The following is a 20,938-nucleotide window of genomic DNA, read 5'->3' on the forward strand; positions in this document are numbered from 1 at the left end:
GAGGTCCCGGTCGTATGGCCAAGCGAATGTGTTGCTGCTGCTGTCGTTGATGACAGCGTCCGACCCATTCCCTTGTGAGCGCGCCGCGCTCGCCCGACCCGTGAGGTGCCGCCGTGGCCCAGTCCTCCCCGGACAGACCCAACCCCTTCTCCGACGCGACCGACGCCCCTGAGCGCGCCGTCGCCGCCTCCACCGTCCCCGGCGAGGGCACCCTGCTGGCTGAGGCGGCCTCCGATCCCGCCGTCGGCACCGACGCTCCCGGCGCCGAGGCCGAGACCGCAGCCGACGCGGACCGCGTGCACGGCGCCGACCGCCCCACCGGCTGGCGCAACGTCGTGCGCCGACTGCGCCGCGACCGCTGGGCCGTCCTCGGCGGCTTCATCATCGTCATCACGACCCTCGTCGCGATCCTGGCCCCCTTCATCACGAAGGGCCTCGGCGTCGACCCCTACAGCTACCACCTCGACACGCTCGACCCCTCCGGCGTCCCCTCGGGCCCGGTGGGCGGCATCAGCGGCGCCCACTGGTTCGGCGTCGAGCCGCAGACCGGCCGCGACCTCTTCGCCATCGTCGTCGAGGGCACCCGGACGTCCTTCTCGATCGGCATGGGCGCCACCATCCTCTCGATGGTCATCGCCATCCTCCTGGGCCTGTCCGCCGGCTACTTCGGAGGCTGGTGGGACTCCCTCATCTCCCGTCTCACCGACGTCACCCTCGGCTTCCCGCACCTCGTCTTCATGATCGCGATCTCGGCGATCATCCCCGCCTCCGCACCGCGCGTCCTCGTCATGATCCTCATCATCGGGATCCTCGGATGGCCCTCCACCGCGCGCGTCCTGCGCAGCCGGACCTTCGTCGGCGCCTCCCGGGCCATGGGCGCCGGCGGCGCCCACGTCCTGTGGACGCAGATCCTCCCGAACCTCGTCGCCACCATCATCGTGTTCACGACGATCTCCATCCCCGGGAAGATCACCGCGGAGGCCGCCCTGTCCTTCCTCGGCGTCGGCGTCACCGCCCCGACCCCGTCGTGGGGCCGCTCCATCGGCAACGCCGTCACCTGGGTGAGCACCGACCCCTGGTACCTGCTCTTCCCCGGTCTCGCCCTCTTCCTCGTCACCCTCGCCTTCAACCTCTTCGGTGACGGCCTGCGCGACGCCCTCGATCCCAGGACCGGTGAGAACCGATGAACCGCGCGCGCTTCCTCCTCTCCAGGCTCGGCCAGACCCTCCTCGTCCTGGTCGTCATCGCCTTCATCACCTTCGCGATCTTCTCGCTGTGGCCCTCCAACCCGGCGGCCCTCGCCTGCGGCAAGCCCTGCACGGCGGAGAACCTCCAGCGCGCCAGCGAGTTCATGGGCTACTCCGACCCCTGGTACGTCCAGTTCTGGCACTACCTCGTCGGCATCGTCGCGGGACGCACCTACGGCTCCGGCACCGGTGCCATCGTCTGCTCCGCCCCCTGCCTCGGCTACTCCTTCCGCCTGTCGACGCCGGTCACCGAGCTCATCACGAGCCGCCTGCCCGTCACCGCCTCCATCGCGATCGGCGCCGCCATCCTCTGGCTCGTCACGGGCGTCGCCGCCGGCGTCGTCTCCGCCCTCAAGCGCGGCAGCAGGCTGGACCGCGCCATCATGACAGCGACGGTCTTCGGGGTATCCGCGCCCTCCTACCTCCTGGGACTGCTCGGCATCCTCCTGTTCGGCTTCACGCTCGACATGGTGCCCGTCTCCGGATACGTGCCCCTCACCCAGAGCCCCGTCGACTGGGCCTGGCACCTGGTCCTTCCCTGGTGCGTCCTCGCGCTCATCTCCGCGGCCGTCTACGCCCGCATGGTGCGCGGCGAGATGCTCGAGAACATGGGCGAGGACTACGTCCGAACCGCCCGCGCCGTCGGCCTGCCCGAGAAGCGCGTCATCGGCCGGCACGTCATGCGCAACATCTCCCTGCCGGTCATCACCTACTTCGCCCTCGACCTGGGCGGGATGCTCGGCGGTGCCGTCATCACCGAGCGCGTCTTCTCCATGCAGGGCCTCGGCGCCCTTCTCATGGACGCCGTCAACACCACGGACGTACCCGTCGTCATGGGCGTCACCCTCGTCGCCGCCGCCTTCGTCATCGTCGCCAACCTCCTCGTCGACGCCTTCGCGGCCGTCATCGACCCCCGCGTCTGAGCGGCCCGGAGCCGACGACGGCGCGCCCGTCCTCCCACCACACACAACTACCTCGATCCGGCGCTCCCGCCGCACCGCACCACCACCGAAGGAACACACCATGGCACTCCTGCCCGACGTCTCCCGCCGCACCGCCCTCACGGGCGCCGGCGTCTCCGCCCTCGCCCTCGTCCTGGCCGCCTGCGGCGCCAACGAGAAGTCTTCCTCGGCCTCGGCCTCCGGCACCGCCGTCGCCTCCGCCACCAAGGGCGGCACGCTGTACGTGCTGTCCGCGGACTCCGACATCAACTGGGACCCCGCCAAGAGCCAGTCGCTCGCCGTCACGTCGCTCGCGCTCATGCACCGCCGCCTCACCACCTGGAAGCTCACCCCGGGAAAGGACCCCGAGGTCGTCCCCGACCTCGCCACCGACACCGGCACCGTCTCCGACGACGGTCTCACCTGGACCTACACGCTCAAGGACGGCCTCACCCTCTCCGACGGCACCCCGATCACCGCCGCCCTCATCAAGCACGGCCTCGAGCGCTCCTTCTCCTCCTCGCTGTCCGGCGGCCTCAGCTACCACAAGTCCCTCCTGGCCAACACCGACGGATACGAGGGCCCCTACGACGGCAAGCACCTGGACTCCATCGAGGCCAAGGACGACAAGACCATCGTCTTCACGCTCAAGAAGCCCTACGGCGACTGGCCCTGGATCGCCTCCCTGCCGGCCTTCGCCCCCGTCCCCGAGAACGACGACCCGGAGTCCTTCTCCGACAAGCCCGTCGCCTCCGGCCCGTACAAGCTCAAGGAGGCCAAGCAGGGCGTCTCCGTCACGCTCGAGCGCAACGACAAGTGGAGCGCCGACACCGACGACGTGCGCACCGCCCTGCCCGACTCGATCGTCTTCTCCCTCGGCCAGGACGAGGACACCATCTCCCAGCGCCTCATCGCCGACTCCGGCGACGACCAGCACGCCTTCACCGCCGGCCTGCTCACGGCCTCCAAGCTCGCCCAGGTCAACGCCGACAAGAACGTCGCCTCCCGCATGGTGACCTCCGACCCCGGTCCGCTCCTCTACCTCGCGATCAACACCGAGCGAGTCACCGACGTCGACGTCCGCAAGGCCATCGCCTACGCGGTCGACAAGACCGCGGCCCAGAAGGCGCTCGGCGGCGAGCTCGGCGCCGGCATCGCGACCACCTACATCACGCCCGGCATCCCCGGTCGCGAGGAGTACGACCTCTACCCGACCGACGTCGACAAGGCCAAGGAGCTCCTCAAGGGCAAGGACGTGCCCGAGCTCGTCCTCCTCACCCAGAACAACGAGGCCCGCCAGGCGATCTCCGAGGCCGTCCAGCAGTCCCTGGTCGACGCCGGCTTCAAGATCCGCCTCGACCCGCAGTCCACGGACGCCTACCAGGAGCGCGCCACGCACGGCGACGGCTCCACCTACGACCTCACGGTCGTCTCCTGGAACCCGGACTACCCGAGCGCCAACGCGAACATCCAGCCCCTGTACGCCTCCTCCGAGATCGGCAACGGCGGGTACAACGTCTCGCGCTACTCCAACGCCGAGGTCGACGCCGCCATCGAGGCGGCCACCGCGGAGACGGACGCGACCAAGGCGCAGCAGATGTGGGCCGCCCTCGACAAGCAGATCGCCGAGGACGTCCCCAGCGTCCCGCTCCTCAACCGCCGCAACTCCTTCCTGCACGGCTCCAAGGTCGGCGGCTTCTTCGTCAACCCCTTCCCGGCGTACCCGGACTACCTCGTCCTCGGGGTGACCGACTGATGCCGGGGGAGGAGACCCGGGAGCGCACCGGCGCCCTGTCCCTGCGCGGCCTCACCGTCGCCTTCGACGGCTCGCCGGAGCCCGCCAGCCACGGCATCGACCTCGACCTCGTGCCGGGGCGCGTCCTCGCGCTCGTCGGCGAGTCCGGGTCGGGCAAGTCGGTCACGGCCCTCGGCTCCCTGGGCCTCCTCCCCGGCAGCGCCACCGTCACCGGCTCTGCCCTCGTCCGCACGGGAGCGGGCGAGACGGCCGAGGAGGTCGAGCTCGTCGGCGCCGAGCGCGCGGTCCTCGACGACGTTCGCGGCCGACTCGTCGGCACGATCTTCCAGGAGCCGACGACGGCGCTCGACCCGCTCGAGACCATCGCCTCCCAGATCGGCGAGGCCGTCCGCGCCCACGCCACCGGCCGCGGGGCGCGCCGCGCGGTGGAGGCCCGCGTCCTCGAGCTGCTCGGGCGCGTGGGCCTGGGGGACGAGGAGCAGGTGGCGCGCATCGCCCGCTCCTACCCGCACCAGCTCTCCGGCGGGCAGCTCCAGCGCGCCTGCACGGCCCTCGCCATGGCCTGCGACCCGCCGGTCCTCATCGCCGACGAGCCGACCACGGCCCTCGACGTCACCGTCCAGGCCGGCATCCTCGACCTGCTGCGCTCCCTGACGACCGAGCGGGGCGTCGCCGTGCTCCTCATCACCCACGACATGGGCGTCGTCGCGGACGTCGCCGACGACGTGGCCGTCATGCGTCACGGCGAGATCGTCGAGCGCGGCGACGTCCGCAGCGTCTTCGCCCGCCCGCAGCACCCCTACACGCGCGAGCTCCTCGCCGCCGTGCCGCGCCTCGACTCGTTGCGCGGCGGCGTCGAGGTCACCGAGCGCCAGGCGCACGCCGACGACGCCGGGGCGGGCCCGGAGAACGTCGTCGAGGTGAGCGACCTCGACGTCGTCTACCGCAACGGCCGCCGCTCCGTGCACGCCGTGCGCGGGGTCAGCCTGTCGATCGCACCGGGGGAGGTCCTGGGCCTCGTCGGCGAGTCCGGCTCCGGCAAGTCCACCATCGCCGGCACCCTCACGGGCCTCGTGCCGATCGCCTCGGGCTCGGTGCGCGTGTGCGGCGTCGAGGTCAAGGGCGCCCGGCGCCGCGCCCTCGAGCCGGCCCGCCGCGCCACCGGCGTCGTCTACCAGAACCCGGCGAGCTCGCTGAACCCGCGCCGCACCGTCGGCTCCTCGATCGCCGAGCCGATGGTCGTCCACGGCGGCTTCGAGGGCGCGGCCCGGCGCACTCGCGTCCGCGAGCTGCTCGAGGCCGTGCGTCTGCCCGTGGCCATGGCGGACCGCTACCCGCACGAGATGAGCGGCGGCCAGCGCCAGAGGGTCGCCATCGCGCGCGCCCTGGCCCTGGACCCGCGCCTCGTCATCGCGGACGAGCCGACGAGCGCCCTCGACGTCTCGGTCCAGGCGGTCGTCCTCGACCTGCTGCGCCAGCTCCAGTCCGAGCTCGGCTTCGCCTGCCTCTTCGTGTCCCACGACCTCGCCGTCGTCGACTCGGTCGCCGCGCGCACGGTCGTCCTCTCGCAGGGGCGCGTCGTCGAGCAGGGACCGACGACGCAGGTCCTCGCCCACCCCGAGGAGGAGTACACGCGCCGGCTCGTCTCCGCCGTCCCCGTCCCGGACCCGGACGTGCAGGCCGAGAGGCGCCGCAGCCGCCTGGCCGCCTGAGGCGGAGCGCGAGCGGGGCGTCGTCGGTGAGGAGCCGACGGCGCCCCGCCGTCGTGCGCAGGCGCGGCGTTCCGCGCCGGGGACGGCTCGGCTCCGGTTCCGCCGGGTTGCGGGTCCAGGAGGGTGATCGTGCGCGGACGGGTGACGGCCGTGCCGTCAGTGACGCTCGATGTTGCGAGTGAGTGGCGGAATGACGGCGATGGTCACGGTTGGGGATCGTCCCGGTGCGCAGGCGCTCCCGGGCGGGAGCCGGGCGCTGCGGGTGAGAGCGGATCGCGTGTGAACCCTCGCACATGTGAACCGTATGGACGGTGACATTATCGCCTTTCTAATGACGCTCACTCATAGGTGTCGTCATCGTTGGTCAGCGTAGGCAGCCGTCCGCGCGACCACGCATCGCGTCCCCTCGAGCTCCGGGACGCCTGACGTACGCACTCCTGAAAGGACCAGGCCCTGACCGCGCCCTCGAGCAGGGCTTCGACGCCTACGCCCACGAGGTCGGTGTGCCCGAGCACGACCTCGCCGACCAGCGCCGCATCGTCGCCCTCTACCTCGGGCAGATGGAGGAGGCCGCCGCGTTCCACGAGGACTGGCTCACGACGCCGCCCGACCCCGACCGCGCCTGCGAGACCCACCGGACCATCGACGAGGCCGCCGAGGCGCACGACTGGGAGCGGGCCGTCCGCTACGCCGTCCCCGTCCTCGACGGCACCTGGACCTGCGAGGACCAGCCCGCCAACGTCGAGGCCATGACCCTCGTCCCCATGCTCCTGTCCGGACGCCCCGAGCGCGCCTGGTCCATGCAGCTGGACGCCTACCTCACCCACCGGCGGGACGGCGCCGAGCGGGGCTGGCTGCGCGAGCACCTCGCCTTCCTCGCCCTGTCCGGGCGCGTCGACCGCGGCCTGCGTATCCTGCGTCGTCACGCCGGGGCCACCGCCGAGTGCGGCGTCGCAGCGGACCTCCTCGAGCTCCTCACCGGCAGCGTCATGATCCTGCGGGCCGCCGTGCGCGCCGGCCGCGGCGCCGAGAGCCTCGGCGCCGCGATGCCGCGAGCCACCCTCGGGCTCTCCGGCCACCACGTCGAGGCGACCGACTCGATCTTCGAGGCGCTCGAGATCACCACGCTGTGGCTCGACGCCGTGTGCGACGCCTTCGACGAGCGCAACGGCAACCGCGCCGTCGGCGACGCCACCCGCCGCTACCTCGACCTCGAGCCCGTCGCCGAGCCGGTGCCAGGTCCTGTCGTCCACCTTCTGCGCGAGCCCGAGCCGCTCCCCGCGGCCCTGGCCAGCACCCGGCTCGAGGAGGCGCCCGCCCCCGCCGAGACACGCGCCGGCACCTACGGACGGGCCCTCGCCGGCGGACCCGTCGCCGAGGTCGAGCTGCAGCGCCGCGAGGAGTGGATCAACGAGGTCCTCGACTCCGCCGGGCCCGCCCGCGCCGTCGTCGCCGCCCGCGAGCTCGCCGAGGACCTCCGCCAGGCTGGCCGCAATGGAGGCCCTCGCCCTCATCGAGCTCGGCCTCGACATCGCCGCCGGGCACGGCGCGCGCCGCGGTGCCGGCCGGGCCGACCTCCTGGGACGCGAGCGGTACCTGCGCCGCGCCGCCCGCTCCCGCCTCGCCTTCGAGTCAGCCGCTGTGCGGCGCGGCCAGGCCGACGCCGCGGACCAGCTCCTCGAGCTCGCCGAGGAGAGCGTGAAGGCGCTCGGGCGGCTCGGAGACGCCTCCCTCGTCGCCGCACAGCGCGAGGCGCTGGAGGCCGATCGGGCCTGGGTCGCTGAGCGTACCGGGCGGGCCCAGCGCTGAGGCCGTCCGGGAGCGCCGGGCCAGGGCCTCGGCGGGCACCCGCCGCACCGGCGACGTCGCCGCGGTCGGCCCGGGGGCTGCCCCGCGACGCGGTTCGCCCCGCGACGAAGTACCTGACGACGGACTGAGCGCGAGGCACCATAGGCGCGAGCGCCCTGCGCCTCGATGACGCGGGCCACCGCCGTCAACCCTGACACGACCACCGACCCGGAGGGCCAGATGCCGCTCGCCCACTCGCACCGATTCACCGACGGGGACCTTGAGCCCGCCGCCGGCCGCTACCGCCTCATCGCCTCGGGCTCGTGCCCGTGGTGCCGCCGCGTCCTCATCGCGCGGCGCCTCCTCGGCCTCGTCGACGCCATCCCCGTGTCCTGGTCCTACGGAAAGGGCGCGGACGGCTTCTGGGAGCTCACCGACGAGACCGGCGAGCCCGGCGTCGACCCCGCCCTCCACGCCCGGTCCCTCGCCGAGGTCTACGAGGGCGTTGACGGCTACACGCCTCCGCCCACCGTCCCCACACTCGTGGACACGCAGACCGGCGAGGTCGTCTCCGACGACTCCGGGTCCCTCCTCTTCGACCTCGCCACCGCCTGGTGGGACCTCCACCGCGAGGGCGCCCCGGACCTCTACCCCCTGGACCGCCGCAACTCGACCGACGCCTGGGACGAGTGGCTCACCCAGCACGTCAACGGCCCCTACTCGCGCGCCACGCACTCGGAGGACGAGGAGGTCGCCGCCGAGGCCGCCAACACCGTCCTGCTCGCCTTTGACGTCATCGACACCGTCCTGGCCCGCGCCACCCACATGGAGGCGTCCCGCGAGGGAGCCCTCACGATCCAGGACGTGCCGCCGCTGTCAGCCGTCGTCTCCGTCGAGCAGTTCCTCTGCGGCGCGCAGCCGACGGGCTCCGACATCCGCCTGTTCACCTTCGTCCAGGCCTACGAGTACGGCGGCCGCGCCGGCTTCCCGGGCGGCGTGGCCCCCTCGATCAGCTTCTGGCCCGCCCTGGCCCGCTGGTTCCGGGCGCTCGAGTCCCGGTCCGGCTGGGTCGGCCCCGAGGAGCGCAGTGCCCTCGGCATCGGCGAGCAGGACGCCTGAGAGCGGGCCCTCCCGCCCGGATCACGACGAACGACGCCCCCGGGCACCCGCAGCAGCGGGACCGGGGGCGTCGTCGTGCGTGGAGGTGGTCAGTTCTCGTGCGTTCTGCCGCGAGCGGCCGCGAGGCCCCGCGCCATCACGCGGATCCTCGGCGGCTCGATAGTGGTCGGCACCCAGAAGTCACGAGAACTGACCACGCTCCCGCGGAGTCGCCGTCAACGGGACAGGACCGGGTTGTAGAGCAGCCTGTTCGGCGTCGTCGGGCACTCGTCGCCCACGGCCATCGGCGCGATGAGGCGGTCCGCGCGGAGGTCCTCCAACCGATCCACCAGCCGCTCGCGCAGGCTCCACGGGTCGATCGTGTTGAGGTAGACCTTCGTGCCGCCCTCGAAGCCCGCGAGCGTCGAGACGCGCCACTTGAGCGTGATGTGCCACGGCATCGGCTGGTCCACGTCGAGCGGCTTGTGATGCCACTCCTCGTTGCTCGGCACGCCCACGCCCGTCGCCGCGTGCAGGGCGTGGACGAGGTCGGAGACGGCGTCGACCTCCTCGCGGGACTGCAGCCACGGCTCCGCCGACGCGGAGGTCGAGTACACCTCGAGCGTCGGGTAGCGGTGCCCGAAGCCGGCGAAGGCCACCGCGTGCTCGTTCGAGGCGACGAGCAGCCCGCGGTAGGCGGCGTAGTCGACCCCCATCTCGTTGTAGAGGTTGGGGTTCTGGCGCACCCGCAGCAGCTCCAGCTCGGCGTTGACGCCCCGCTCGTCGATCCCGACCAGCTGCTTGTGGAGGTGGTCGAAGGAGGCTCCGGCGGGACGCAGCCAGTTCTGGAAGACGGCCACGTACCGCACCCACCGGTTCTGCAGGTAGAGGTCGTGCATGGCGTGGACCGCCAGGCGCGTGTAGGCCCGGTGCTCCTCGACCGTCAGCGTGCCCGCCCCAGCCAGGCCCGAGGTGTCCGTCGCATCGTCGGTGTAGTGGCGCCGACCGACGATGACGTCGTGGCCGCCGGCGAAGAAGGCGGCGAGGTACTCGCGGCGGGTGGCCTCGTCCATGGAGCCGAGTGACTCCGGGTCCGCGCCGGAGGCCTTGAGCTTCGTACGGGCGATGGCCTCCACGTGGGCCCGGCCCGCCGGGTCCGCCAGGTAGGCCTCCATGCGCTCGCGGGCGGCGTCGGGGATCTCGTAGCCGTGGTTCGCGTGCCAGTACGAGTAGGAGAGGATCTCAAAGAGGTTGGGGACGCGGCGGAACTCGGCGACGGTGTCGAAGAGCTCGGCGGCGGGCAGGGCGTCGATCCGCTCGAAGGTCCCGTTCCCGGCGTCGACCACGCGTGACTTCTCCGGTGGGGTGTCCAGGTACCGGGCCGAGCAGAAGGCGCAGGTCTCCTCGCGGTCCCCGGCCCGCAGGTCGCGCACCTCGGTGACGGGGTGCGAGATGGGGCGGTTCCCGCGGCCGGGCACGGTCCACACCTCGGTGCCGGTGAAGGGGCTGATCTGCTTGACGGTCCCGTCGGCCAGCCGGGTGAGAGGCTCGGCCGAGGGGGCGTAGGGCTGGAGGATCGGCATGGGGGCATTGTCCCCCGGAGAGGTCCGCGTGGGGCGCCGGCTCAGCGGACGCTGCGGATCTGGGTCACGCACACCGCCCCCAGGACGCACACGGCGGCGGCCCCGGACCACGTCTGGGTGAGGGCCAGCGCGCAGGCGGCCGCGCCGGTGACGAGAGCGGCGACGACGAAGGGCTTGCGCCGCCCGACGCGGTCGGACCAGATGCCGCCGACCATCGTGGAGACGACGACGGTGACGGCGTAGAAGCCGGTGAGGGTGAGGGACCAGGAGCGCGGCGGCATCGTCGTCGGCGCGCCGGGGGAGACGGTCCCACGGGCTGTCAGCGTTGGCATGCGGGGAGCGTAGGTCCGCCCCGGAGCGGCGACGAACCGGACGGACGGTCCGTCCGCGTCGACGCCCAACCGTGACCGGAACGACCCGTCCAGCGGCCCTTCGTGCCACTGCGCCGCAAGGATCGGCCGGTACGCTCCCGACCGGCGCCACCGGCGCCCCCACGGTGGGATTCCCACCACCGTGACCCGAGACCGGAAGGAGGAGACCGTGGCGCACGCCTTCATCTCCCTCCTGTGCATCGTGGCGGTCGCGCTCGTCTCCCCGCTCATCAGCTGGGTCATCCCCAAGCGCCTCGTCCCCGAGACCGTCCTGCTCATCGCCGGCGGCATCCTCATCGGCCCGAGCGGCCTGGACGTCGCGCACGTCGGCCAGGACATCGAGTTCCTCAAGGAGCTCGGCGTCGCCTTCCTCTTCCTCATGGCCGGCTACGAGATCGACGTCAACGAGCTGCGCGGCGCCGGCGGACGGCACGCGATCGTCGCCTGGGGCGGCTCCCTCGTGCTCGCCTTCGCCACGGTCGCCCTCGTCGGGGTCACGGGCGGCGTTCTGTCCGCCAACGGTATCGCCATCGCCATCGCCATGACGTCGACGGCGATCGGCACGATCCTGCCGATCCTGCGCGAGCGCGAGCTGCTGCCGACGGCGGTGGGCGCGGCGATCCTCAACCACGGCGCCGTCGGCGAGGTCGGCCCCGTCATCCTCATGGCGCTGCTCCTGGGGACGCGCTCCACCTGGCAGGAGATGCTCATCCTCCTGGCCTTCCTCGCGATCGCCCTGTGGATCGTGGCCTTCACGGACCGCGTCAAGCGCTGGGGGCGCAAGCTCGTCGACGCGATCCGTCTGGGCGGGTCGACGACGGCCCAGACGACCGTCCGCGTCACCGTCCTCCTCCTCGTGGGGCTGTGCACCGTGGCGGAGGTCTTCGACCTCGACGTCGTCCTGGGCGCCTTCGCGGCGGGCTTCATCCTGCGCTACGCGCTGCCCGACGGGAACCGGGAGTTCGAGGAGAAGCTCGACGGTCTCGCCTACGGCTTCTTCGTCCCGATCTTCTTCGTGACCTCCGGCATGGGCATCACGCTCGACCTGAGCGCGTCGGCGCTCATCAGCCTGGGCGCCTTCCTCGTCCTGCTCGTCCTCACGCGGGGGCTGCCCGTGTGGCTCGCGGCCCGCCTCGAGCGCCGGCGTGACGGCTCACGGGCGTACTCGATGCGCCAGAGCCTGCAGATCGCGGTCTACTCGACGACGGCGCTGCCGATCATCGTCGCCGTCACCCAGGTCGCCACCAACGCCGGCGCCATGTCCGACTCCTTCGCCTCGACGCTCGTCCTCGCCGGGGCGCTCAGCGTCCTCGTCATGCCGACCCTCGGCCTGCTCCTGTCCGACAAGTCCGACCACGCGCCGGCCGTCGAGGCGCTCGGGGTCGTCCAGGGACCCGTCGACGCCGAGGGGCGCGGTGCTGACGACCACGCGGCCGCCTCGGGCAGGCTCGACGAGGGGCCCGGCGAGCTCCTCCACTCCGAGCCGCGCCGTCCGGCCGGCCTCGAGGAGGCGCCGTCCCCGGCGAGCCCGGCCCAGGCCCGCGAGGGCTCGGCGGCCGCGCCCATGCCCGACTCGGACCTGCGAGGCCCCGGACGCCTCGGCCCGCGATCGGCGTCCTCGCCGGCGCAGCCGGTGCGACGAGGGCGCGACGCCGGCTTCCACCACCACGGGCTGTCCGAGGCGGAGGCCCGGCGCCTGGCTGAGCGGCTCACCCAGATCGAGGAGGAGCGGGCGCAGTGGCGCGAGCAGATGCGCCGGCAGATGCGCCTCGACCACGAGGAGTCCCAGCAGCGCCGCGCGGTCCTGCGCGCCCAGGCGCGCGAGCACCGGCGCGAGGAGCGGGCCGAGATGAGGGCGCTGCGCGAGCAGGCCGCCCGGGCCCGCCGCGAGGAGGGGGCTCGCGTCAAGGCGGAGCAGGAGGTGACCGGCCGCCTGCGCCGCATGGCCTCCCGCCGCGAGAGGCGCTGAGGCCCTGCGGTCCCGAGGCCCTGACGTCTCGACGGGGCGCGGGCGACCCGGGCTGCGACGGAGCGCCCGGCCGCGCTGGGACGGCTCGTCGAGACGCTCGGGCTCGTGGTGTCATGGTGCCGTCACGCGCGCCGACCCCGCGGCGCGCACGGTCCTGACACCTGAGGTGGTCCCGTGTACCTCGCTCTCAACGTCCTCGGCCTGCTCGTCTTCCTGGCGCTCGGCTGGCTCTTCTCCCACGACCGGTCCGGAATCCGCTGGCGCTCCGTCGCCGTCCTCACCGTCCTCAACCTGCTCATCGCCTGGGGGCTGACGAGCTTCGCCTGGGGCCGCGCCATCGTCCGCGGCGCGGCCGCAGGATTCGGCGAGCTCGTCTCCGTCGCCTAGGAGGGCATCAACTTCGCGCTGGCGAACTGGGTGGGGGTCAACGGCGTCGACCCGGAGCCCGTCAACTTCGTCGTCTCCGCGCTCCTGGCGATCCTTCTCATCGTGCCGGTCTTCGACACCCTCACCTACCTGGGGATCCTGCCGTGGATCATCCGCTGGATCGGACGGGGACTGTCCGCCGTCACGGGCCAGCCGCGCTTCGAGGCCTTCTACGCGATCGAGATGATGTTCCTGGGCAACACGGAGGCCGTGGCCGTCTCCAAGCTCCAGCTCCAGCGTATGTCGCCCGCACGGGACGTCGTCATCGCGATGATGACGATGAGCTGCGTGTCCGCGCCGATCCTCGCCTCCTACATGCAGATGGTGCCCGCCGAGTTCGTCCTCACCGCCGTCCCGGTCAACTGCCTCAACGCCCTCATCGTGGCCGGGATGCTGTACCCGGTGGAGGTCGCCGCTCAGGACGACGTCGTCATCACCTACGGCGGCCCCGAGGCGGAGGTCGCCGGCTCCGAGGCGACCGCCGAGGTCTCGCAGGACCACGAGGACGACGCGACGGGGCTCCTCGCCCGCCTGCGCCGTCGCCGCGCCGGGCGTCCGGCGCGCGAGCCCTACTTCTCCTTCCTCGGCGACTCGATCCTCGCCGCCGGGAAGCTCATCCTCATCATCACCGCCACCGTCATCACCTTCGTCGCGCTCGCGGCCCTCATCGACAAGATCCTCGGCGCGATCTGGTCGCCCCTGTCCCTGGAGAAGATCGTCGGCGTCGTCCTCTACGTCCCGGCGCTGCTCCTGGGCCTGGACCCGTCCTCCGCCTGGGACATGTCGCAGGTCATGGGGCTCAAGCTCGTCACCAACGAGTTCGTGGCCATGGGCGAGGTCTCCGGGCCCATGTCCGGCTACGCCGCGCACATGCGCGCCGTCCTCACCGTCTTCCTCACCTCCTTTGCGAACCTCGGTACGCTCGGGATGATCATCGGCTCCTTCAAGGGGATCGTGGACAAGGAGCGCAACGACCTCATCTCGCGCAACGTGGGTCGCATGCTGCTCTCCGGCGTCCTCGTCTCCCTCATGTCGGCTGCTACGGTCGGCCTGTTCGTCTGGTGAGCCGGAAGGAGCCCTCCATGACCCGCAAGATGATCCTCGACCTCGACACCGGGATCGACGACGGCCTCGCCATCGCCTACGCGGTCGCCAGCCCCGAGGTGGAGCTCGTCGGCGTCACCACGACCTACGGCAACGTCACCGTGGACACCGCGGCCCGTAACAGCCTCGCCGTCCTGGAGGCCCTCGGCGCGGGCGACGTCCCCGTCCACGTGGGGCTCGCGCACTCGCGCACCTCCGCCTCCTTCGCGCCCTCCGAGCACGTGATGCGGATCCACGGTCGCAACGGCCTGGGGGAGGCCGACTTCCCCGAGCCCGCCGGGCGGCCCACGGACCGCGACGCCGTCGACGTCATCATCGGGGCCGCCCACGAGTGGGGCGAGGACCTCCTCTACGTCCCCACCGGCTCCTCGACGAACGTCGCCGCCGCTCTCGAGAAGGACCCCTCCATCAAGGACCTCATGGGGCCGATCACCATGATGGGCGGCGCGCTCACCGTCGAGGGGAACGTCACCGCCTGCGCCGAGGCGAACGTCGCCCACGACCCCGAGGCCACGGACCTCCTCCTGCGCTCGGGCGCACCGGTCGTCATGGTGGGCCTCGACGTCACCCACCAGACGCTCCTTACCAAGGTCGAGACGAGCGCCTGGCGCGAGACCGGGACGGAGGCCGGCCGCCTCTATGCGGAGATGACGGACTACTACATCGACTTCGAGACCCAGGCCGTCGCCATCCCCGGCTGCGCCCTGCACGATCCGCTCGCCGTCGCCGTCTCCATCGACCCGAGCCTCGTCACCCTGCTGCCGATCAACCTGCAGGTGGACCTCGCCGGCCCCACCAGGGGACGCACGATCGGGCGGCTCGACGGGCTCTCCGACCCGGTGAAGTCCGCGCGGGTCGCCGTCGAGGTGGACACCGAGCGGTTCCTCGGCGAGTTCACGCGGCGCCTCGGCGGGCTGCTCGCGCGCTGAGCCGGCTACGGTCAGCGGCGCGGGAACGCGTCGTACCCAGTCCTTAGGCTGCCCTCATGGCCCGCGAGATCACCGAGGAGGACTGGCCCGCCCGCGTCACCGATCACCAGATCATCGAGCGCGTCGGCGGCCAGGCCTTCCTGCGCGGGCGCCGCTACGCCGACGAGGGCCGCGTCCTCGCCCTGTCCGTCTCCGGCGGCGGGGACATCCTCATGGCGCAGGTGCGCGGCGCGGGCGGCCGCTCCTACCAGTCGATGCTCTACGCCCGCCGCCACGGGGACCGCACCACCTGGACCGGCTCCTGCTCCTGCCCCGTCAGCAGCGACTGCAAGCACACCGCCGCGGTCCTCCTCGCCGCCCGCGCCGCGGCCCTCGCCGGCCAGGACGACGGTCCGGCGGACTGGGAGAAGGAGCTCGCCGGGCTCCTGCGCGTCTCCGAGCCGGACACCCGCGCCATGGCTCTCGAGGTCGCCGAGATCCCTCGCCCCGGCTGGCCCGGGGACTCCGGCCTCACCCTCCTGCCGCTCGTCGAGGGCAAGCGCGGCTGGAACCGCCAGGGCGCGGCCTGGAACCAGGTCCTCGGCGGCTCGCTGCGCGGCGAGGTCTCTGACGACGTCCTGCGCGCCGTCCAGGAGATCGGCCGCATGGCCCCCAACGGCTTCTACTACGCGGAGGACCGCGTCGCCCTCGATGAGACCCCGCACCGGGTCTGGGAGGTGCTGCGCCGTGGCGTCGCCGCCGGGCTCGTCCTCACCACGGCCCAGAAGGGCGGCGCGGCCGTCCGCATCGAGTCCGGGCTTCGCGCCGGCGTGCGCCTCGTGCGCACCGGTGAGGGCGGTGCCGGGGACCTCGCGATCGAGCCGATGATCGAGCTCGACGGCGTGCCCGGCGTCCCCGTCGGACCCCGCGGGGAGGCGCCCCAGCTCAAGCGCGTCGGAGGGCCGGTCCACGGCTTCTACACGTGGTGCCCGGACAGCTCGCTCCTCCTCATGCCCGTCGAGCCGGCTCCCGACGAGGTGCTCGCCCGCGTCCTCTCCGGCGCGGCCCGGCCGATCGTCGTCCCCGAGGTCGACGTCGAGCGATTCCAGTCCGAGCAGCTCGAGGTGCTCTCCCGGGCCGTCCCCGTCCTCGAGGTCGACGCCGGCCTCGCCGTGCCCGAGCCGACCACCCTGCGCGCCGTCCTGCGGATCACCGTGGACGGGGAGACGCACGCCTCGAGCACCTCCTGGTGGATGCGCTACGTGACCGCCGACGGCGAGGTTCGGCGCGAGGAGGAGGTCGGCGACCTCGACGGTGAGGGCACCGGCGGCTTCCGGCCGCTGCCCGGGGCCGGTGGCAGTCGTGGCGGTGCTGCGGACGCCGCGCTCGCGGACCCGGGCACGCCCCGTGACCTCGCGGGAGAGCGGCGCCTCGCCCGCGACGTCATCACCATCCTCGTCCCGCTCGCCGCCCAGCACGGCGTCATGTGGAACCGCCGCCGCCTCACTGGCATCGCCACCGCCAAGCTCATCGCCCGCACCGTGCCCGTCCTCGAACGCCTGGGCGCCTTCGACGTCGAGCTCCTCGGCGACGTGCCCTCCTACCGCGAGGCCGAGGAGACGCCGCTCATCGTCACCGACGTCGCCGAGGACCGCGACGGGCGGCCCGACTGGTTCTCCCTGCAGGTGCGCGTGCGCGTCGGCGAGGACGACGTCCCTCTCGAGCGACTCATGCAGGCCGTCGCCACCAACACCTCCGAGGTCATGCTCGACTCCGGCGCGTGGGTCAACGTCGACCGCCCCGAGCTCATCGCCCTCGCCCGCCTCATGGAGGAGGGGCGCGACCTCGAGGATCCCACCGCCAAGGGCACGGGCTCCATGCAGGTGACGCCCTTCCAGGCGGGCTACTACCAGGAGCTCGTGCGCCTGGGCGTCGTCGGGGAGCAGACCCGGCGCTGGCGCGAGGGCGTCGGACGCCTGCTGGAGCTGACGGGCGGGGACGGTGCCTCACGCGGGGACGTGTCGGCGGCCGGTGGCTCCGTCGGCTCCGCCGAAGGCGGTTCGCGGGCCGATGAGTGCACCGACGGCGTCGGCTCCGAGCAGGCCGACGGCGTCGAGGCCAACGACCCTCATGACCCGACGGCGGTCCCCGCACCCGCGGGGCTCCTCGCCGAGCTGCGCCCCTACCAGCTCGACGGCTACCGCTGGCTCCACCTCCTGCGCTCCACGGGACTCGGCGGCGTCCTCGCCGACGACATGGGCCTGGGCAAGACCGTCCAGGTCCTCGCCGAGGTGCAGCGCATGGTCGAGGAGCGCGCTGCGGGGACCCACGGGCCCGACGGATCCAGTGAGCACGAGCCTCCGGTCCTCGTCATCGCACCGACCAGCGTCGTCGGCTCCTGGGTGGAGCAGGCCGCGTGCTTCACGCCCGGCCTGCGCGTCGCCGCCGTCACCCGCACCTCCGCCAAGCGCCGCCGCGCGCTCGCGGACGTCGCCGCGGAGGCCGACGTCGTGGTCACGAGCTACACGATCGCCCGCCTCGACGAGGAGGAGATGACCGGCGTCGACTGGTCCTGGGTGGTGCTCGACGAGGCCCAGTTCGTCAAGAACCACACCTCCGCGACCTACCGGGCCGTGCGGCGTCTGCGCACGCCGTCGACCGTCGCCATCACGGGCACGCCCATGGAGAACTCGCTCATGGACCTGTGGTCGATCATGTCGATCGCGGCCCCGGGGCTCCTGCCCGGACCCGAGCGCTTCACCGCCGTCTACCGGCGACCCATCGACCGGGGGTCGGCCGCGGCTCTGACCGCGCTGCGCGCCCGGGTCCACCCCTTCATGCTGCGCCGCACCAAGGACCAGGTCGCCGGGGACCTCCCGGAGAAGACCGAGCAGGTGCTCGCCGTCGAGCTCACCCCGGCCCACCGTCGCGCCTACGAGCAGCGGCTCAGCCGGGAGCGGCAGAAGGTCATGGGGCTCCTCGAGGACGACTCGACGCAGGCCCGGTTCATCGCGCTCAAGTCGCTCACCACGCTGCGTCTCATGGCCCTCGACCCGGCCCTCGTCATGGACGCGGACGGCGACGCCACTGACGGCGTCGGCGGGGCAGACGGGAACGGGGCCGGGGCTCCGATGCGTGAGGGTGCGGGCGCGGGTGGGCGCCGTCGGAAGCCCACCGCCAAGGTCCAGGTGCTTCTCGACCAGCTCAGACCCGTCGTCGCTGAGGGGCACAAGGCCCTCGTCTTCAGCCAGTTCACCCGGTACCTGTCCGGCGTGCGCGAGGAGCTCGACGCCGCCGGCATGCGCACCGCCTACCTCGATGGGACCACCTCCAACCGGCAGGCCGTTATCGACTCCTTCCGCTCTGGGGAGGCCGACCTCTTCCTCATCTCCCTCAAGGCCGGCGGCTTCGGCCTCACGCTCACCGAGGCGGACTACGTCTTCCTCCTGGACCCGTGGTGGAACCCGCAGGCCGAGGAGCAGGCGGTCGACCGCGCCCACCGCATCGGTCAGGACAAGCCCGTCATGGTCTACCGGCTGGTCTCCGAGGGGACCATCGAGGAGAAGGTCATGGCCCTCAAGGAGAAGAAGGCCGAGCTCTTTGAGCGGGTCGTCGAGGGCTCCGACGACGACGCCCACGCCGTCGCGGCCGCGGGTGGCTCGCGCAGCCGGGCCCAGCTGACCGCGCGGGAGATCCGCGAGCTCCTCGGCGGCTGACGCCGTCCGTGCACCGGGAGCTGGTCGCACCCTCGAAGGGCGGCGTGCCACACTGCTTCCATGAGGATCCGGCAGGCGCAGCCCGACGACGTCGACGTCCTGAGCGAGCTGTCGAGGCGGACGTTCACCCAGACCTTCGGGCACCTGTACCGTCCGGAGGACCTCGCGTTCCACCTCGAGCACACCTGCTCGGTCGAGGCCCTCGCGCCGCTGCTGGCCGACTCGGCCCACCGCTGCTGGCTCGCCGTAGAGGACGACGGGACGCAGGAGGGCGTGAACGGGAGCCTCGGAGGCGTCGTCGGCTACGTGCTCGCCGGACCGGGCAGCCTGCCGCACGACGGCCTGCACCCGGAGGACGGCGAGATCAAGCGGCTGTACCTGCTTCAGGGGTTCCAGGGCAGCGGGCGCGGTGCGGCGCTCATGCGCACCGCCGTGGACTGGCTCCTCGAGGGTGGCCCGCGGGTGCTGTGGCTCAGCGTGTGGTCCGAGAACGACGGCGCCCAGCGCTTTTACCGGCGCTTCGGCTTCGAGCGGGCCGGTGAGTACCTCTACCCGGTCGGCGAGCACCGCGACCACGAGCTCATCTTCCGCAGGACAGCCGGGGCGACCGCCCTCGGCTGAGGCGGTGCGCCCGGACGCCACAGGGCCCACCGTGACGGGGGCGTCCCCAGGGGTGCCGTCCCCTTGAGCGGGAGAGGTCCCTCGTCCCGGAACCTGGGTCCGCGGGCACGGTGCCCGCGACGTCCCCGCACCTGGAACCCGGCCGGCGACCGGTGGGATCAGCCTTCCGTGCGCCCCGGCTCGGGCGTGGGACGTCCTGCTCCACGAGGAGGAACCATGTCCCCTGCACTCTCCGCGTCCCGACGGGCGCTCGACACGGCGCGCACGTCCTGGCTGCTCGCGCACCCCGCCGCGGGCGGTGAGATGTCGCGTCACCTCAGCTCCGGGGCGGGCTCGTCGGCGCTGGCGGGACGGACCGGGCTCACCGCCCCGGACGGCACCGCCGACCCGGCCGGTGAGGCCGGCATGGCGACCGCCGAGTACGCCATCGGCACCCTCGCCGCAGCGGCCTTCGCCGGACTGCTGCTCGCGATCATGCGCTCGGGCTCGCTGACCGGCATGCTCCAGTCCGTCATCGAGTCGGCCCTCTCGGTCGGCTGACGGCCGTGCGCCCTCAACGCGGCGGCCCGGGCGGCGACGCCCCGGGTCCCATGACGCCGCGAGGCCGGGTGCACGGTCCGGTGCGGCGGTGGCGAGGGCTGGGCGAGGAGGTCGGCATGGTGACGGCGGAGACTGCGGTCGCCATGCCGGCCGTCGTCCTCGTCCTCCTGCTCGTCCTGTCCGGGGTGAGCGCGGGCGTCACGCAGCTGCGCGTCACGGACGCGGCCCGTGGCGCGGCACGGGCCGCCGCGATCGGTGAGGACCCGGTGGCCGTCGGAGAGCGTCTCGGCGGTGGGGTGACGCTCACCGTCGAGCGGGGTGAGCTCACGTGCGTGAGCGCGAGCCGGCGCGTCGCCGGACCTCTCGGCGCCGCGGGTGTCACCGCCAGGAGCCGGGTGTGCGCCTACACCGAGCCGGGGGAGGGGTGAGGGCCGTGGCGGGGAGCGTGGGGAGGTCCGTGGCCCTGCGTTCCGAGACCGGGTCCGGGACGGTGCTCATGACGGGCATCATCTCCGCGCTGCTCATCATGGCGCTCGCGATCTCGGCTCTCATCGGAGCCCAGGCCGCGGTGGGAAAGGCGCGTGGTGCCGCCGATCTCGCCGCCCTCGGTGGGGCGACGGCACTGACCTCGGTCGTCGCTCCGGACGACCCGTGTGCTGTGGCCGAACGGGTCGCCCGGGCGGACGGCGCTGCGGTGCGCTCGTGCGAGGTCTCCGGTGAGGACGTGACCATCTCGGTGGGCGTCGAGGTCCGCGTGCTCGGCGTCGGGCGGGTCGCGGTGGGGATCGCTCGGGCGGGACCGGTCGACCGCTGAGGTCCCAGCGCGAGCCCGGACATCACCGTCGCCGCCGCGCGGGCGCACCGAGTCCGCCGGGGCGAGAGCCCTGGGGGCGCGTGTCCGTGAGACGAGGGCGCCGCCGCCTCCATCTTGACGCCCTGGCGATCCGTGTCGTCGAGGACTGGGCCTGGGCTCCTCCTCGACGATCGATGGTGGGCGAGGGGCCCGGGGTCCTGACCGTCACTTCATTCTCCCCCTCCAGGTGGCGGAAGGGATGATCGGAAGGGGTGTCAAGACATGACAGGACTGGTGCGGTGGCGGGTGAGCAGACGGGTGTTTGATCGGGTGTGCCTATGGCGTCGCGATCACCACTTTTGCCT

Annotated in this window: 17 protein-coding genes; 15 read left to right on the plus strand and 2 right to left on the minus strand. The window is 72.8% G+C overall.

The window, feature by feature from the left end; translation table 11 throughout:
* Window positions 1-113: 113 nt before the first annotated feature.
* From IXW69_RS04740 to IXW69_RS04765, 6 genes are all read left to right on the plus strand, one after another.
* The gene (locus IXW69_RS04740; RefSeq protein ID WP_323745178.1) at window positions 114-1,187 is read left to right on the plus strand and encodes an ABC transporter permease; all 1,074 of its coding nucleotides are present in this window, start codon (window positions 114-116) and stop codon (window positions 1,185-1,187) included.
* Window positions 1,184-2,170 carry an ABC transporter permease gene (locus IXW69_RS04745; RefSeq protein WP_194785221.1) on the plus strand — a complete coding sequence of 329 codons (987 nt, stop codon included), beginning with the start codon at window positions 1,184-1,186 and terminating at the stop codon, window positions 2,168-2,170. Before IXW69_RS04740 ends, IXW69_RS04745 begins: the two co-directional genes overlap by 4 nt.
* 100 nt (window positions 2,171-2,270) lie before the next feature.
* Entirely contained in the window at window positions 2,271-3,944 is a 1,674-nt protein-coding gene (locus IXW69_RS04750) for an ABC transporter substrate-binding protein (RefSeq protein ID WP_194785222.1), read from the plus strand.
* On the plus strand, window positions 3,944-5,656 hold the full coding sequence (locus tag IXW69_RS04755; RefSeq protein ID WP_194785223.1) for a dipeptide ABC transporter ATP-binding protein: 1,713 nt from the start codon (window positions 3,944-3,946) through the stop codon (window positions 5,654-5,656). Before IXW69_RS04750 ends, IXW69_RS04755 begins: the two co-directional genes overlap by 1 nt.
* Before the next feature lie 503 nt (window positions 5,657-6,159).
* Window positions 6,160-7,440: a hypothetical protein gene (locus tag IXW69_RS04760; RefSeq protein ID WP_194785224.1), complete on the plus strand. Its 1,281-nt coding sequence runs from the start codon at window positions 6,160-6,162 to the stop codon at window positions 7,438-7,440.
* A 244-nt stretch (window positions 7,441-7,684) separates the two neighbouring features.
* A complete protein-coding gene (locus tag IXW69_RS04765) occupies window positions 7,685-8,563 on the plus strand; it encodes a glutathione S-transferase family protein (RefSeq protein WP_194785273.1) in 879 nt (292 codons plus the stop codon).
* Window positions 8,564-8,778: 215 nt separating this feature from the next.
* Here the strand turns inward: IXW69_RS04765 and IXW69_RS04770 are convergent, their stop codons facing one another.
* Both IXW69_RS04770 and IXW69_RS11550 read right to left on the minus strand, forming a co-directional pair.
* Window positions 8,779-10,119, minus strand: a complete 1,341-nt coding sequence (locus IXW69_RS04770) for a DUF4921 family protein (protein ID WP_194785274.1) — start codon at window positions 10,117-10,119, stop codon at window positions 8,779-8,781.
* 47 nt (window positions 10,120-10,166) lie between these two features.
* On the minus strand, window positions 10,167-10,457 hold the full coding sequence (locus tag IXW69_RS11550) for an MFS transporter (RefSeq protein WP_228524791.1): 291 nt from the start codon (window positions 10,455-10,457) through the stop codon (window positions 10,167-10,169).
* A gap of 208 nt (window positions 10,458-10,665) precedes the next feature.
* Here IXW69_RS11550 and IXW69_RS04780 point away from each other — a divergent pair, with 208 nt between their 5' ends.
* The 9 genes from IXW69_RS04780 to IXW69_RS04815 all read left to right on the plus strand — a co-directional run bounded on the left by IXW69_RS04780 (window position 10,666) and on the right by IXW69_RS04815 (window position 20,594).
* Window positions 10,666-12,465 (plus strand): cation:proton antiporter domain-containing protein, encoded by a 1,800-nt coding sequence (locus IXW69_RS04780; RefSeq protein WP_194785226.1) that lies wholly within the window; start codon window positions 10,666-10,668, stop codon window positions 12,463-12,465.
* A gap of 174 nt (window positions 12,466-12,639) precedes the next feature.
* Window positions 12,640-12,852 (plus strand): Na+ dependent nucleoside transporter N-terminal domain-containing protein, encoded by a 213-nt coding sequence (locus IXW69_RS11555; RefSeq protein ID WP_323745179.1) that lies wholly within the window; start codon window positions 12,640-12,642, stop codon window positions 12,850-12,852.
* Between the two features lie 30 nt (window positions 12,853-12,882).
* Entirely contained in the window at window positions 12,883-13,956 is a 1,074-nt protein-coding gene (locus tag IXW69_RS04785) for a nucleoside transporter C-terminal domain-containing protein (RefSeq protein ID WP_323745180.1), read from the plus strand.
* 17 nt (window positions 13,957-13,973) lie between these two features.
* The gene (locus tag IXW69_RS04790) at window positions 13,974-14,924 is read left to right on the plus strand and encodes a nucleoside hydrolase (protein ID WP_194785227.1); all 951 of its coding nucleotides are present in this window, start codon (window positions 13,974-13,976) and stop codon (window positions 14,922-14,924) included.
* A 56-nt stretch (window positions 14,925-14,980) separates the two neighbouring features.
* The gene (locus IXW69_RS04795) at window positions 14,981-18,619 is read left to right on the plus strand and encodes a DEAD/DEAH box helicase (RefSeq protein ID WP_194785228.1); all 3,639 of its coding nucleotides are present in this window, start codon (window positions 14,981-14,983) and stop codon (window positions 18,617-18,619) included.
* A 60-nt stretch (window positions 18,620-18,679) separates the two neighbouring features.
* The gene (locus IXW69_RS04800) at window positions 18,680-19,240 is read left to right on the plus strand and encodes a GNAT family N-acetyltransferase (RefSeq protein WP_194785229.1); all 561 of its coding nucleotides are present in this window, start codon (window positions 18,680-18,682) and stop codon (window positions 19,238-19,240) included.
* Between the two features lie 216 nt (window positions 19,241-19,456).
* Entirely contained in the window at window positions 19,457-19,780 is a 324-nt protein-coding gene (locus tag IXW69_RS04805) for a DUF4244 domain-containing protein (RefSeq protein WP_228524793.1), read from the plus strand.
* Window positions 19,781-19,896: 116 nt separating this feature from the next.
* On the plus strand, window positions 19,897-20,208 hold the full coding sequence (locus IXW69_RS04810) for a TadE family type IV pilus minor pilin (protein WP_194785230.1): 312 nt from the start codon (window positions 19,897-19,899) through the stop codon (window positions 20,206-20,208).
* Window positions 20,209-20,237: 29 nt separating this feature from the next.
* Window positions 20,238-20,594 (plus strand): Rv3654c family TadE-like protein, encoded by a 357-nt coding sequence (locus tag IXW69_RS04815; protein ID WP_323745181.1) that lies wholly within the window; start codon window positions 20,238-20,240, stop codon window positions 20,592-20,594.
* The last annotated feature ends 344 nt before the right edge of the window (window positions 20,595-20,938 follow it).

It is taken from the genome of Actinomyces haliotis (assembly GCF_015355765.1).
In the GTDB taxonomy this organism is placed as follows: Bacteria; Actinomycetota; Actinomycetes; order Actinomycetales; family Actinomycetaceae; genus Actinomyces; species Actinomyces haliotis.

What these genes read in the sequence shown, in the direction of transcription:
- IXW69_RS11550 (WP_228524791.1), bottom strand. Translation starts at nt 10,457, where the DNA reads ATGCCAACGCTGACAGCCCGTGGGACCGTCTCCCCCGGCGCGCCGACG.
- IXW69_RS04750 (WP_194785222.1), top strand. Translation starts at nt 2,271, where the DNA reads ATGGCACTCCTGCCCGACGTCTCCCGCCGCACCGCCCTCACGGGCGCC.
- IXW69_RS04765 (WP_194785273.1), top strand. Translation starts at nt 7,685, where the DNA reads ATGCCGCTCGCCCACTCGCACCGATTCACCGACGGGGACCTTGAGCCC.
- IXW69_RS04805 (WP_228524793.1), top strand. Translation starts at nt 19,457, where the DNA reads ATGTCCCCTGCACTCTCCGCGTCCCGACGGGCGCTCGACACGGCGCGC.
- IXW69_RS04800 (WP_194785229.1), top strand. Translation starts at nt 18,680, where the DNA reads ATGAGGATCCGGCAGGCGCAGCCCGACGACGTCGACGTCCTGAGCGAG.
- IXW69_RS04790 (WP_194785227.1), top strand. Translation starts at nt 13,974, where the DNA reads ATGACCCGCAAGATGATCCTCGACCTCGACACCGGGATCGACGACGGC.
- IXW69_RS04755 (WP_194785223.1), top strand. Translation starts at nt 3,944, where the DNA reads ATGCCGGGGGAGGAGACCCGGGAGCGCACCGGCGCCCTGTCCCTGCGC.
- IXW69_RS04795 (WP_194785228.1), top strand. Translation starts at nt 14,981, where the DNA reads ATGGCCCGCGAGATCACCGAGGAGGACTGGCCCGCCCGCGTCACCGAT.
- IXW69_RS04810 (WP_194785230.1), top strand. Translation starts at nt 19,897, where the DNA reads ATGGTGACGGCGGAGACTGCGGTCGCCATGCCGGCCGTCGTCCTCGTC.
- IXW69_RS04745 (WP_194785221.1), top strand. Translation starts at nt 1,184, where the DNA reads ATGAACCGCGCGCGCTTCCTCCTCTCCAGGCTCGGCCAGACCCTCCTC.